This window comes from Micromonospora sp. Utrum1, from assembly GCF_057197805.1.
Genome location: NZ_CM170071.1, coordinates 5,474,271 through 5,487,643 on the forward strand (window position 1 = coordinate 5,474,271; position 13,373 = coordinate 5,487,643).

Annotated in this window: 12 protein-coding genes; 4 read left to right on the forward strand and 8 right to left on the reverse strand. The window is 73.7% G+C overall.

Going from position 1 to position 13,373, the window contains the following annotated elements; genetic code table 11:
* The first annotated feature begins 98 nt into the window (after positions 1 to 98).
* Complete coding sequence (locus tag AC0OLQ_RS25695; RefSeq protein WP_484528413.1) at positions 99 to 1,937, forward strand: thiamine pyrophosphate-requiring protein; 1,839 nt, start codon at positions 99 to 101, stop codon at positions 1,935 to 1,937.
* 4 nt (positions 1,938 to 1,941) lie between these two features.
* Here AC0OLQ_RS25695 and AC0OLQ_RS25700 read toward each other — a convergent pair whose 3' ends face one another.
* Entirely contained in the window at positions 1,942 to 2,499 is a 558-nt protein-coding gene (locus AC0OLQ_RS25700) for a dihydrofolate reductase family protein (RefSeq protein WP_484528414.1), read from the reverse strand.
* A 129-nt stretch (positions 2,500 to 2,628) separates the two neighbouring features.
* Here AC0OLQ_RS25700 and AC0OLQ_RS25705 point away from each other — a divergent pair, with 129 nt between their 5' ends.
* The gene (locus AC0OLQ_RS25705) at positions 2,629 to 3,231 is read left to right on the forward strand and encodes a dTMP kinase (protein ID WP_484528415.1); all 603 of its coding nucleotides are present in this window, start codon (positions 2,629 to 2,631) and stop codon (positions 3,229 to 3,231) included.
* A 15-nt stretch (positions 3,232 to 3,246) separates the two neighbouring features.
* Here AC0OLQ_RS25705 and AC0OLQ_RS25710 read toward each other — a convergent pair whose 3' ends face one another.
* The 4 genes from AC0OLQ_RS25710 to AC0OLQ_RS25725 form a co-directional block, all read right to left on the reverse strand.
* Positions 3,247 to 5,451 carry a transglycosylase domain-containing protein gene (locus tag AC0OLQ_RS25710; RefSeq protein WP_484528416.1) on the reverse strand — a complete coding sequence of 735 codons (2,205 nt, stop codon included), beginning with the start codon at positions 5,449 to 5,451 and terminating at the stop codon, positions 3,247 to 3,249.
* A gap of 111 nt (positions 5,452 to 5,562) precedes the next feature.
* Positions 5,563 to 6,360, reverse strand: coding sequence for a hypothetical protein (locus AC0OLQ_RS25715; RefSeq protein ID WP_484528417.1), 798 nt, complete (start codon positions 6,358 to 6,360; stop codon positions 5,563 to 5,565).
* Between the two features lie 136 nt (positions 6,361 to 6,496).
* On the reverse strand, positions 6,497 to 7,603 hold the full coding sequence (locus tag AC0OLQ_RS25720; protein WP_484528418.1) for an SPFH domain-containing protein: 1,107 nt from the start codon (positions 7,601 to 7,603) through the stop codon (positions 6,497 to 6,499).
* Positions 7,604 to 7,607: 4 nt separating this feature from the next.
* Positions 7,608 to 8,081, reverse strand: a complete 474-nt coding sequence (locus AC0OLQ_RS25725) for an NfeD family protein (protein ID WP_484528419.1) — start codon at positions 8,079 to 8,081, stop codon at positions 7,608 to 7,610.
* Positions 8,082 to 8,172: 91 nt separating this feature from the next.
* On the opposite strand from AC0OLQ_RS25725, the gene AC0OLQ_RS25730 reads away from it, so the two are divergent.
* Entirely contained in the window at positions 8,173 to 9,486 is a 1,314-nt protein-coding gene (locus AC0OLQ_RS25730; protein ID WP_484528420.1) for a serine hydrolase domain-containing protein, read from the forward strand.
* Positions 9,487 to 9,746: 260 nt separating this feature from the next.
* On the opposite strand, the gene AC0OLQ_RS25735 is transcribed toward AC0OLQ_RS25730, so the two are convergent.
* Positions 9,747 to 10,559 (reverse strand): DUF3097 domain-containing protein, encoded by an 813-nt coding sequence (locus AC0OLQ_RS25735; protein WP_484528421.1) that lies wholly within the window; start codon positions 10,557 to 10,559, stop codon positions 9,747 to 9,749.
* A 161-nt stretch (positions 10,560 to 10,720) separates the two neighbouring features.
* Here AC0OLQ_RS25735 and AC0OLQ_RS25740 point away from each other — a divergent pair, with 161 nt between their 5' ends.
* Complete coding sequence (locus AC0OLQ_RS25740; protein WP_484528422.1) at positions 10,721 to 11,515, forward strand: hypothetical protein; 795 nt, start codon at positions 10,721 to 10,723, stop codon at positions 11,513 to 11,515.
* Between the two features lie 7 nt (positions 11,516 to 11,522).
* Here the strand turns inward: AC0OLQ_RS25740 and AC0OLQ_RS25745 are convergent, their stop codons facing one another.
* Together AC0OLQ_RS25745 and AC0OLQ_RS25750 are read right to left on the reverse strand one after the other, a co-directional pair.
* On the reverse strand, positions 11,523 to 12,389 hold the full coding sequence (locus AC0OLQ_RS25745; protein ID WP_484532430.1) for an HAD-IIA family hydrolase: 867 nt from the start codon (positions 12,387 to 12,389) through the stop codon (positions 11,523 to 11,525).
* A complete protein-coding gene (locus tag AC0OLQ_RS25750) occupies positions 12,338 to 13,369 on the reverse strand; it encodes a ferrochelatase (protein ID WP_484528423.1) in 1,032 nt (343 codons plus the stop codon). The genes AC0OLQ_RS25745 and AC0OLQ_RS25750 overlap by 52 nt, the downstream gene beginning before the upstream one ends.
* Between the last annotated feature and the right edge of the window lie 4 nt (positions 13,370 to 13,373).

The window sequence follows — 13,373 nt, forward strand, 5'->3', positions numbered from 1 at the left end:
CCTGGTCGGTCCGGCCGGTCCGGCGCGGCCCGGGTTTCCGCCGCCCCGGGCGGGGAACGGAGCCCCGGAAAGCGGACAGCGACGAAGGGATCACCACGATGAGCGCGGACCCCACCGGCGACGGCCGGCTGCCCCGGGACGCCACGGTCGCCGACTTCATCGTGGCCCGGCTGGCCGAGTGGGGCGTGCACCGCTACTACGGCTATCCCGGTGACGGCATCAACGGGATGACCTCCGCGCTGCAACGGGCTGCCAGCCGGGCCCAGTTCATCCAGGTCCGGCACGAGGAGACGGCCGGCTTCGCGGCCAGCGCCCACGTGAAGTACGGCGGCGGCCCGCTGGGCTGTGTGGTGGTGACCAGCGGCCCCGGCGCGATCCACGTGCTCAACGGCCTGTACGACGCCAAGCTCGACCACCAGCCGGTGGTGGCGCTGCTCGGGCACACCGCGCTGCCCGCCGAGGGCGGCGGCTACTACCAGGAGGTGGACCTGCTCGCCCTCTACAAGGACGTGGCGTCGGCCTTCCTCGCCCAGCTCGACGACCCGTCGCAGGCGCGGCACCTGGTGGACCGGGCCTGCCGGACCGCGCTGGCCCGGCGTACGGTCACCGCCCTGGTGCTCCCCTCCGACGTGCAGGACGAGCCGGCGGTGCCGGAGCCGCCGCACGCGCACGGCTACTACCACACCAGCGCGGTGCCGAGCAGCATGCCGACCGTGCCGCCGGAGGAGGAGGTGCGCCGGGCGGCCGAGGTGCTGCGCGGCGGGCAGAAGGTCGCCATGCTGGTCGGGCAGGGCGCCCTCGGCGCGGAGGAGGAGGTCCGCCGGGTCGCCGACCGGCTCGGCGCCGGGGTCGCCACCGCCCTGCTCGGCTTCGCCGCCGTCGACCACCGGGAACCCTGGGTGACCGGGGCGATCGGCCTGCTCGGCAGCCGCCCGAGCTGGCAGCTCATGCAGGAGTGCGACCGGCTGCTGATCGTGGGCAGTCAGATGCCGTACTCGGAGTTCTACCCGCCGCAGGGGCAGGCCCGGGCGGTGCAGATCGACCTGGACGGCAGCCGGATGGGGTTGCGCTATCCGACCGAGGTGAACCTGACCGGCGACGCCGCGCCGACCCTGCGGGCGCTGCTGCGCGAGCTGGGCACCGGGCCGGTGCCGGCCGCCTGGCGGGCCACTTTGGCCGACGCCACCGGGAAGTGGCGGCAGGCCCAGCGGGAACTGGCCGAGCAGACGGCCGACCCGGTGAACCCGCAGCTGCTCTTCGCCACCCTGGACGACGCCCTGCCGGACGACGCCATGCTGGCGGTGGACTGCGGCACCGCGACCGCCTGGTATGCCCGCCACGTCCGGGTCCGCCCCGGCATGCTGGCCAGCCTCTCCGGCACCCTGCTCTCGATGGGCGGGGCCATGCCGTACGCGATCAGCGCGAAGTTCGCCCACCCGGACCGCCCGCTGGTCGCGCTGATCGGCGACGGCGCGATGCAGATGAACGGGGTCAACGAGCTGATCACCGTGGCGAAGTACTGGCGGGAGTGGGCGGACCCCCGCTTTGTGGTGCTGGTGCTCAACAACCGCGACCTGTCCTTCGTCAGCTGGGAGCAGCGCTCGGGCGAGGGGACGCCGATGTTCCCGGCGAGCCAGGACCTGCCGGACGTGGGCTACCACAAGTGGGCCGAGGTGCTGGGGCTCGAGGGTGTGCTGGTCGACTCCCCCGACCAGGTGCCGGACCTGTGGCAGCGGGCGCTCAGCGCCGACCGGCCGGTGGTGGTGAACGCGGTCGTGGACCCGGCGGAGCTGATGCTGCCGCCGCACTCCACCGTCGAGCAGGCCCGCAAGACGGCCGCCGCGGTGCTGCGCGGGGACAGCGACCGGACGGAGATCCTCCGGCGGGGACTGCCCTCGGTACTCGCCACGTACCGTCCCCGCCGCCGCGGCCGGTGAGGCGTCAGGCCCGCTCGTAGCGCAGCAGCACCGACCGCCCGTCGAAGCCGCGGGTCCCGGTCAGCCGCAGATCGAGGCGGTCCTTGCCGGGGAAGACCGGGGTGCCGCCGCCCAGCACGACCGGGTGCACCACCACCTGGTACTCGTCGATCAGCCCCAGCTCGGTCAGGGCCGCCGCCGCGCCGGCGCCACCGGTGAGCAGCAGATCCCTGCCCGGCTGCGCCTTCAGCTCGGCGACCTCGGCGGCCAGGTCGCGGCCGATCACCCGGGCGCCGTACTCGGCGCTCTCCAGCGTGCGGGAGATGACGATCTTCGGGGTGCGGGCCCAGATCGGGGCGAACCGCAGGTCGTGCGGGTCCTGGGAGATCTGCTCGGCACGCGGCCAGTACCAGGACATCAACCCCCACACCTTGCGGCCGTAGAGGAAGGCGTCGGCCCGGTCGGTCAGCTCGAAGGAGTACGCGGACAGCTCCGGCCCCATGACCGGCCAGTCGAACTCCCCGTTCGGCCCCTCGATGAAGCCGTCGACCGACTGGTGCACCCAGTGGATGAGCTTGCGCATGGTGTCTCTCCTCGCTCGGTGACGCCCCGGCGGGCGCGCTCACCGGTGGGTCGGAGCCGGCCGACCCGATCCGACAGCCGGCGCGGATCTTTTCCGGAGATTTGCCGAGGGCGACTACCGTCCGGATCCGTGGCCCGTTGCGTGATGATCGCCCTGGTCGGTGTCGACGGCTCCGGCAAGAGCACCCAGGCCAGGGCGCTCGCCCGCCGGCTGACGGCCGGGGGGATCCCGGCGACCTACTTCGAGAACGCCGGCGGCCGGCCGCTGTGGAACCGGCTGGCCCGCGCGCTCGGCCGGCCGGACGGGGTGGCGCTGTTCGGCCGTACCCTCTATCCGGCGCTGGAGGCGACGGTCCGCGCGCTGGCGATGGCCCGCACGGTGCTGGTGGCCCGGCTGACCGGGCGCACCGCGGTGCTGGACCGGTGGACCTGGTGCCAGGACGTCATCATGGCCGCCCGCGGCGACCGGGGGCGGCGGGCGGTCCGGGCCGCGTTCGCGATCTTCCCGCGCCCGGCGGTGGTCTGCTTCCTGGCCACCTCGCCGGAGGTGGCGCAGCGGCGGGTGGCGGCCCGGGGCATCGACACCGAGGAGTTGGGTCACCTGCGCGCGCTGGACGCCGCCTACCGGTCCCTGCCCGAGTTCGGCTCGTTCGTGGTGCTCGACGGCGACGCCGAGCCCGACGAGGTGGCCGCGGCCCTGGACCGCGCGGTGTCACCCCTGGTGGCGGGGTGACACCGCGGATCGAGGTCAGCCGCGGCCGCGGCCCTGGAGCCAGCGGAGCAGGTCCGAGGGGAGGTTGTCCCGGTCCTGCTGGCGCCGCTCGGGTGGCGGGGTGGGACGCGGCTGCGGGCGCTGCGGGTCGCCGGCCAGCTCGCGGCTTGGCGCGGTGAAGTCCCGCACCGGCTTGCCGTCCACCGCCGTCCTGATCACCCGGGCCACGGCGTCGATCACCCTGGCCTGCACCGCCGAGCCGACCAGGTCGGTCGAGTCGTCGGGGTTGGCCGCGATGCCGGCCACGGCCACCTGCGGGGTGAACCCGACGAAGGTCTCGGTGGCGTTCTGCTCGGAGCTACCCGTCTTGCCCGCCACCGGGCGGCCGACGAGCCGGTCGACCGAGGTGGCGGTGCCACCGTTGCACTGCCCGTACGCCGACTGCTGGCCGACCGGGCAGCGGGCCGCGTCGGTCGCCGCCCGGGCCACGTCGGCGTCCAGCACCTTCCGGCAGGAGGGCTGGCCGACGTCGACCTTCTCGCCGTTGGCGGCGGTCACCGAGACCACCGGCAGCGGCGAGCAGTACGTCCCCTCGGCGGCCACGGTGGCGTAGGCGTTGGCCAGGTCCAGCGGGGTGGTGGCGGCCACGCCGAGGGTGAACGCGCCCCAGTTCTCCGCGTTGTCCTTGGCGAAGGTGGCGTCGGAGTCGGCCCGGAAGGTGATGCCGAGCCGCTGCGCCATCTCCACCACCTTGTCCTCGCCGACCTGCTCGGCCAGCCAGACGAAGTAGGTGTTCACGGAGCGGCCGAAGCCGTCCCACATCATCCGGTAGCCGTCCATCCACTCCGGGTTGGCGTTGGCCGGGCACCACTTGCCGGCGCAGTTGCCCTCGGCGTCGGAGGCGTAGCGGGTGGGCAGCTTGGCTGGGGCGTCGAAGCCGGTGGCGAGCGGCTTGCCGGCCTCCAGGGCGGCGAGCATGGTGAACAGCTTGAAGGTCGAGCCGGCCTGGTAGCCGTCGACGCTGGCGCCGCCGGAGATCAGCGGGTTGACGGTGTTCGGGTGGTTGGCCTGCCCGGCCGGGTTGTCGGCGAGGCTGTAGTGCCGGTTGACCGCCATGGCGAGCACCCGCCCGCTGCCCGGCTCGACCGCGGCGATCGGCAGGGCGCGCTTGTTGCCGTAGCCGTAGACGGAGGTGGCCTGCTTCTGCGCGGTCTGCTGGATCTTCGGGTCGAGGGTGGTGACCACGGTGTAGCCGCCCCGGCGCAGCGCCTGCTCGCGCTCCTTGACCGTGTCCCCGAAGGCCGGCTGGGCGAGCCACCACTGGCGCAGGTAGTCGCAGAAGAAGCCCCAGTCGTCGTGGCCCGCGGCGGTCGCGGTGCACCCGTTGGGCTGGGCGGTCGGGTGCAGGGTGAGCGGCTCCGCCCTGGCCGCGGCGGCCTGCTGGGCGGTGATCGCGCCGGTGGCGGCCATCGAGTCGAGCACGTAGCCGCGGCGGGCGAGCGCCTGGTCCTTGTCGCCGTCGATCGGGCTGTACTCGTCGGGCGACTGGACCAGCCCGGCGAGCAGCGCCGCCTCGCCCAGGGTCAGGTCGGCCGGGGCCTTGCCGAAGTAGCGCTGGCTGGCCGCGGCGACGCCGTACGCCCCGGAGCCGAAGTACGCGATGTTGAGGTAGCGGTTGAGGATCTCGTCCTTGCTGAGCGTCTTCTCCAGCGCGTTCGCGTACCGGATCTCCTGGAGCTTGCGCCCGACGGTCTGCTCGGTGGCGGCCTGCCGCTCCTCGGCGGTGCGGGTCGGGTCGGTCTTGAGCACGTTGCGGACGTACTGCATGGTCAGCGTGGAGCCGCCCTGCTCGGTGCCGCCGCCCTTGACGTTGGCGACCAGGGCGCGGGCGATGCCCCGCAGGTCGGCCCCGCCGTGGGAGTAGAAGCGGCGGTCCTCGGCCGCGATGATCGCCTGCCGCATCACCGGGGCGATCTCGGCCAGCGGCACGTCGGTGCGGTTGACGTCGTAGAACGTGGTGATCAGGGTCTTGCCGTCGTTGGCGTAGAGGTAGGAGCGCTGCGGCTGCGCGGGGGTGCGCAGCGCGTCGGGCAGCTCCGCGTACGCACCCAGGCCGGCCTTGGCGGCGAGCCCGCCGAGCAGGCCGCTCGGGAGCGCGGCGACCGCGAGGACCAGCCCGGCGAGGACGCCGGCGAGCAGCACGGTGAAGAGCCGCGACAGTGGCGACCGGGGAGACGGCATGGACTCCAGGATTGCCGCGAATGTCGCCAACCGGCCACCCCGCCAGGCAACTGTCAGTTACCTCACGGCGACCTCCCAGCTCCGGCGGAGACGCGGAACCGGGCGGAACGGTCAGCCGGCGGCGAGCGGGCCGTTGGGGGGCGGAGCCGGGGTGGCGGCGACGCTCGCCGCGACGGTGTCGCGGGCGATCGTGGCGGGCACGAGGCGCCCGGAGCGGTAGCCGATGCCGATGCCGGCGACCAGCACGAAGATCGCGCCGAAGGTCTGCAAGGAGCCGATCAGCGCGCCGCCCAGGCCCAGCAGCGGGGCGGCGATCATGAGCATCGTCCCGTCGCCGTAGGAGAACATCCCGGACCGGGCGACCGACCAGCCGACGAGGAGCCAGCCCAGGCTGTAGAAGGTCGAGCCGATCAGGACGAGGGTGCGCGCGGTGGTGCCGAAGACCGGCGCCTGCTCGGCCAGCCCGGCGAAGGGCAGCATCAGCACCATTCCGCCGATGTTGGCCAGCAGCCCGACCAGGGCGATCCGCCGGCACCGGGTGGCGGCGAGCAGGCCGGTGAGCGCCAGCAGGGCGAGCAGCCCGAGCCAGACCGAGGCCACCCAGCCCACGAGGTAGAGCGGCTGCCCCTCGGCCGGGTAGGGGTCGTTGCCCACCCCGCCGTCGCTGGCCATCGCCACCAGGCCGTAGAGGACCGCGTACGCGGGCAGCAGCCAGACCGCCGCGCGGGCGAACCGGCGCACCGACCAGGCCCAGCTCGCGTCGGTGGCCGGGGCGGCCGGCCCGGGCTCGGCGACGAACGGCAGCACCCCGAACCCACCCCCGGTACGCCGGCTGCCGAGCGGCCCGGCTGGGTCGTGCGCGCCGGGGACCGGGGTCCTGGAAAACAGCCGGTTCGCCGGATCCTTCATGCGTCACCTCGCTCCGCGGGCGGCGCGGGACGCGCAACGGCGCCCCGGTCCTGGTCACCACCCGTCCTCAGACCGATCGTGGCAGGCACCGGGGCGCCGCATGAGGGATTCTCGGATTTGCCGGCGGCGTCCTCGTTCAGCCCCGTTCGCGCTGGTCGGAGGGGTCGTTGAGCAGGCTCTGCGGTGAGACCGGCTCGGGCGCCGGCAGCCCCTGCGGGGCGTTGCCGCCGGTGGCCTGCGCCTCGGCGACGCGTACCTCGTCGTGGATCTCCTGGGCCGCGGTGGCGGCGGCGTGCGCGGCCTCGGCGGCCTCCCGCTCCACCTCGACGGCGCTCTTGGTGGCCTCCGGCGACGGCACGTCGCCGACCATGTTGGCCAGGCCACCGAGCGCTCCGCCCATGCCCTCCAGTGCCTTGGTCAGCTCGGTCGGGACGATCCAGACCTTGTTGGCGGTGCCGTTGGCGATCTGCGGCAGGGCCTGGAGGTACTGGTAGGCGAGCACCTTCTGGCTCGGGTTGGCCTGGTGGATCGCGTCGAACACGGTCCGGATCGCCTTTGCCTGGCCCTCCGCCTGGAGGATCCGGGCCTGCCGGTCACCGTCGGCGCGCAGCACGGCGGCCTGCTTCTCACCCTCGGCCGTGAGGATCTGCGACTGCTTGTGCCCCTCGGCGTTGAGGATGGCGGCGCGGCGGTCACGCTCGGCGCGCATCTGCTTCTCCATCGAGTCGCGGATGCTCGGCGGCGGCTCGATCGCCTTGATCTCGACCCGGGTCACCTTGATGCCCCACCGGCCGGTGGTCTCGTCCAGCACCCCGGAGAGGTGCCGGTTGATCTCCTCGCGGCTGGTGAGCGCCCGCTCCAGGTCCAGCGAGCCGATCACGTTGCGCAGCGTGGTGACGGTGAGCTGCTCGATGGCCTGGAGGAAGTTGGAGATCTCGTAGGTGGCGCGGACCGAGTCGACCACCTTGAAGTAGAGCACCGTGTCGATCGAGACGACGAGGTTGTCCGAGGTGATCACCGGCTGCGGCGGGAAGCTGACCACCTGCTCCCGCATGTCGACCTTGGTCCGCACCGCGTCGATGTACGGCACGAGCAGGTTGAGCCCCGGGTTCAAGGTCCGCTTGTACTTGCCCAGCCGCTCCACCACGTCCTGGCGCTGCTGCGGCACGATCCGCACCGCCTTCACCAGCGTCACCACGACGATCACCGCGATGGCGATCAACAGGACCGCTGCAAACTCCATGCCTTCACCTTTTCCCTTCGGGCAGTCCGCCCGGGGTGGAAATCTCGTCCTGCCAGACCAGGGCGGTCGCGCCCCGGACCTTTATCACCTGCACCCGCTCGCCCGCCGCGTAGCTGCGCGTCGCGTCGTACGACCGGGCCGTCCACAGCTCACCGTCGATCTTGACCAGGCCGCGCTCCGCGTCCACCGGCTCCAGCACCACCGCGCTGGAGCCCTCGATCGCCTCGATCCCGAACGGCTGCTCGCCGCTCTCCAGCGCCGGCATGGCGTGCCGCTTGATGACCGGCCGAACCAGCGCCACCGACAGCGCGGAGACCACCGCGAAGACCAGCGCCTGGAGCGCGACCGGGGCGCCGAGCGCGGCGGCCCCGGCGGCGGCGAAGGCCCCGGCCGCGAACATGATCAGGAAGAGCGTCGTCGTGAAGATCTCGGCGACCGCCAGCAACACACCCAGCACGATCCAGAACACGGCGTCCACCCTTGAATCGTGACACGCCGACGCTCGCCACAACGACCCCCGATGATCACCTAAGCTCGGCACCGCCCCGAAGACCGCCGAGGAGGACGCCATGGCCCTGCTGCCCGAGACCGCCCGACAGGTGGACCTGCTGGTCGCCCGGGCCCAGGCGGAGGGGCGCGGGCCCTCGCTCGCCCTCGGGGTGGTCCGGGACGGCGACCTGGCGCACGTCGCGCTCGCCGGCGAGCAGCCCCACCCCGACGGGGACCTCCAGTACCGGATCGGCTCGATCAGCAAGACCATGACGGCCGTGCTGGTGATGCAGCAGCGTGACGCCGGCCGGCTGGCCCTGGACGACCCGCTGGCCAAGCACCTGCCCGGCACCCCGGTCGGCGCGCTCACCCTGCGCCAGCTGCTCGGGCACGCCAGCGGCCTGCAGCGGGAGCCCGACGGGCAGTGGTGGGAGCGGGCCGCGGGCGCCGACCTCGCGACCCTGCTCGCCGGGCTCACCCCGGCGAAGATCGCTCACCCGCCGCACCACGTCTACCACTACTCGAACCTGGCGTACGGGCTGCTCGGCGGGGTGCTGGAGCGGATCACCGGCACGCCCTGGGCCGACCTGCTCCGCGAGCGCCTGCTCGAACCGCTGGGCATGCGCCGCACCACCTACCACCCGACCGAGCCGTACGCCCCCGGCTACGTGGTGCACCCCTGGCACGACACGCTCCGGGAGGAGCCGCGCACCGACACCGGGGCGATGGCGCCGGCCGGCCAGCTCTGGTCGACCGTCGAGGACCTGGCCCGCTGGGCGGCCTTCCTGGCCGACCCGGCCCCGGATCTGCTCGCCCCGGCGACGCTCACCGAGATGTGCGCGCCCGTGGTGATCAGCGACCTGGACGCCTGGACCGGCGGGCACGGCCTCGGCGTGGAGCTCTACCGGGTCGGCGACCGGGTGTACGTGGGCCACGGCGGCTCGATGCCCGGGTACGTCGCCGGGCTGGCCGTGCACCGTCCCACCCGCACCGCCGTGGTCGACTTCGCCAACTCGTACGGGCTGCGCGCCGGCCACCACGTCGTCGGCCTGGCCCGCGAGATCCTCACCCTGGTGCTGGACGCGGAGCCCGCCGCGCCCACCCCGTGGCGCCCAGCCGAGGCGCCGCCCGCCGACCTGGCCGAGCTGACCGGCCGCTGGTGGTGGATGGGCGGCGAGTACGAGTTCCGCGTCGACCCCGCCGGCGACCTGGTGGGCGGCCCGGTGGGCCGCCCGGTGCTGCGGTTCACCCCGGAGGCACCGGACCGCTGGCGCGGCCGCTCCGGCTCCCAGGACGGCGAACTCCTCACGGTGATCCGCGACGCCGCCGGCCACCCCGTCGCCCTCGACATCGCCACCTTCGTCTTCACCCGAACCCCCGACCAGGAACCCTGACCCGCCCTCGCCGGGACGACCAGTTCCCGTTCAGCCGCTACGACCTTGATGACGCAGGTGGATCGCCCCTGATCCGTTCGAGCTGCTACGAACGTGATGACGTAGGTGAATCGCCCTACTCCGTTCCAGCCGCTACGAACTTGATGACACGGACGACTCACCCCGCGATCCGTTCACCTCATCAAGTTCGTAGCGCCCCTGAGTCACCCCGCCGCAACCGAACCGCGCACCCGACACACGACGGGCCGGGGGTGCAACCACTACTCAGGCGAAGTGACGAAATCGATCAACCGCTCGACCGCGTTGATCAGTGGCGTCTCCACGTCCGCGAAACTGTCCACCCGGGACAGGATGTGCCGCCACATGTCCGCCGGCTCGGCCACCCCGAGGGCCGCGCACACCCCCTCCTTCCAGGGCCGCCCCGGCGGTACCACCGGCCAGGCCGGGATGCCCAGCGCGCGCGGCTTCACCGCCTGCCACACGTCGACGTACGGGTGCCCGGTGACCAGCACGTGCGGCGAGGTGACCTGCGCCACGATCCGGCTCTCCTTGGAGCCGGGCACCAGGTGGTCGACCAGCACGCCGAGCCGGCGACCCGGGCCGGGGCCGAAGGCGCGCACCTCGGCGGCGAGGGCGTCGATGCCGTCGAGGGGTTCCACCACGACGCCCTCGATCCGCAGGTCGTCGCCCCAGATCCGCTCGACCAGCGCCGCGTCGTGCACGCCCTCGACCCAGATCCGGCTGGCCTTGGCGACCTGCGCCCGCACGTTGTCGACCGCGATCGAGCCGGAGGCGGTGCGCCGCCGGGCGGCGGGCACCGGGGCGCGGGCCGGGCGGCGCAGGGTGACCGGCTTGCCGTCGAGCAGGAACGCGGCGGGCAGCAGCGGGAAGTTGCGCCGCCGGCCGTGCCGATCCTCCAGCACCACCGCGCCGGACTCGAAGCCGACCACCGCGCCGCAGAACCCGGAGTCGGCGTCCTCGACCACCAGCTCGGGTTCGGCGTCGACCTCCGGGATCACCTTCCGCCGCCGCCAGTCACCCGCCAGCACGTCGCCGTCGTATCGCCCCGCCATGTGGATCACGCTAGTCACCGGCCCGGCGCGTCGCCCGGCGACGCGCCGACCAGGCGTCCCACCGGTGGCACAGAAAGGGGCGAAGGGGGTAGTTGGGGGCAGGTCACGCCGCCGGAGCGGCAGCCGAGACAGCGACGGCGGCGAGCACGTACCCTTTCGGCATGTCCTCCCCCGCAACGGGCGCGGCCACGCTGGCTCCGCGCCGGTCGAGCCGCTTCGTCGCCTGGGTACGCGCCTGGCGGGCCGGCCTGGTGCCGTTCGACGAGGTCGCCGACGAGATCGCCGGCGACGAGGAGCACCTGGTCGCCGACGCCCCCGGCACCTGGACCGACGTGTCCCTGCGGGACGCGCTGCCCAGCCTGGCCAAGCTCTCCCCGGACGAGATCCGCCTGGTGCTGCCCGCCCCGGGCGACCCGCGCGGGCTGCCCGGCCCCGGCGACTTCGCCGGGGCGGCGCTGCTGGCCGGCGAGGCCGTGGTGGCCAGCGGGCTCGGGTTCGTCCCCGAGGTGCGCACGCACACCTCGGGCTCGGGGATGACCTGGGAGACGGTGCTCTGGCGGGTCTACCCGCTGCCGGTCGACGCGCCGAAGGCGTCCCTGGTCACGCCCGGCGCGGCCGAGGCGGAGGCCGAACTGGCGGCGGCGCTGGCCGAGACGACCGCCGCGCTGACCCGGCTCGACGTGGCCCAGTGGCGGCCCGAGCTGGCCGGCGCGCTCGCCGCGCTGCGCCGCCCGGACGGCGGGACCGACCTGCCGCCCGGCTTCGACCCGCGGTCCCGCCGGCTGTTCGCCCGCGCGGCCGTGCTGGACCGGGTGCTCGCCCTGGCCGGGGAGAGCGCCCCGGGCGGGGCGGTGAACACCTACGAGGCGCAGCAGCGAGATGCGGCGCTGCGGCCGTTGACCACCGCCTGCCGGCAGGCCCTGGTGGCCGCCTGCAACGCCCCGCTGCGCCCCTGAGCCGGGCTCAGACCTCGTCGATCAGGTCGGCCACCGACTCGACGATCCGCGACGGCCGGTAGGGGTAGCGCTCCGCCTCGGTCCGGCTGCTGATGCCGGTGAGCACGAGGATCGTCTCCAGCCCCGCCTCCAGGCCGCAGAGGATGTCGGTGTCCATCCGGTCGCCGATCATGGCGGTCGACTCGGAGTGCGCGTCGATGGTGTTCAGCGCCGAGCGCATCATCATCGGGTTCGGCTTGCCGACGAAGTACGGCTCCACCCCGGTCGCCTTGGAGATCATCGCGGCCACCGAGCCGGCGGCCGGCAGCGCGCCCTCCACCGACGGGCCGGTCGCGTCCGGGTTGGTGCAGATGAACCGGGCCCCGTCGTTGATCAGTCGGATCGCCTTGGTGATCGCCTCGAAGCTGTAGGTGCGGGTCTCCCCCAGCACCACGTAGTCGGGGGCGAAGTCGCTGAGCACGTAGCCCACCGCGTGCAGCGCCGTGGTGAGGCCGGCCTCGCCGATCACGTACGCGGTGCCGCCGGGCCGCTGGTCGGCCAGGAACTGGGCGGTGGCCAGAGCGGACGACCAGATCGCCTCCTCCGGCACGTCCAGCCCCATCCGGGCCAGCCGGGCCTGCAGGTCGCGCGGTGTGTAGATCGAGTTGTTGGTGAGCACCAGGAACGGCTTGCCGGAGGCGCGCAGCTTCTTGATGAACTCGGGCGCGCCGGGCACCGGCTGGCCCTCGTGCACCAGCACGCCGTCCATGTCGGTGAGCCAGCTCTGCACCGGCTTGCGGTCATGCATCTGTCGTCCCCAGGGGGTGTCGGAGGTGGTCGGGCTCACGGACGGCGGGCCGGGGGCACGCAGCACAGCGCCGGGCAGGTGTCCCAGGTGGGCAGCTCGCCGAGGCGGCGACGGAACCGCGCGCCGTCCGGGGCGGTGCCTTCCAGCACCAGCTCGCGGACCATCGCCACGAAGCGCGGGTCGGTGCCGGGCGTGCCGGCGCGGACGAAGTCCAGGCCGAGCTGCTTGGCGGTGTCGAGGGCCTCGGTGTCCAGGTCCCAGACCACCTCGAGGTGGTCGGAGACGAACCCGATCGGGCTGACCACCACGCCGGTCACGCCCTCGCCGGCGAGCGCGGCCAGGTGGTCGTTGATGTCCGGCTCCAGCCACGGCACCTGCGGCGGCCCGGAGCGGCTCTGCCAGACCAGGTCGTACGGCAGGTCCGGCGCGGCGGCGGCGTGCACCAGCCGGGCCGTCTCCGCGAGCTGGGCGGTGTACCGGCCGCCGTGCGGGCCGGCGGTGGCGGCCGCCGACACCGGGACGGAGTGCGCGGTGAACACCAGCCGGGTGCTGTCCCGCCGGGCCGGGTCGAGCTGCGCCAGCGCGGCCCGGACCGCGTCGGCGTGCGGCTCGACGAAGCCGGGGTGGTCCCAGAACTGGCGCAGCTTCTCGATCAGCGGGGCGTCCGGGCCGACGGCGGCCCGGGCCGCGGCGATGTCCTCCTGGTACTGCCGGCAGGACGAGTAGCCGCCGTAGGCGCTGGTGACGAAGGCGAGGGCCCGCTGGATCCCGTCGTCGCGCATCCGCGCCACCGTGTCGGCGAGCATCGGGTCCCAGTTCCGGTTGCCCCAGTAGACCGGCAGGTCGACGCCGTGCGCGGCGAAGTCCTCCCGGATCGCCGCGAGCAGGTCACGGCACTGCTGGTTGATCGGGGACACCCCGCCGAAGTGCAGGTAGTGCTCGGCGACCTCGGCGAGCCGCTCCGGCGGCACGCCCCGCCCCCGGGTCACGTTCTGCAGGAAGGGCAGCACGTCCTCGGGCCGCTCGGGGCCGCCGAAGGAGACCAGCACCAACGCGTCGTACGCCATAGCG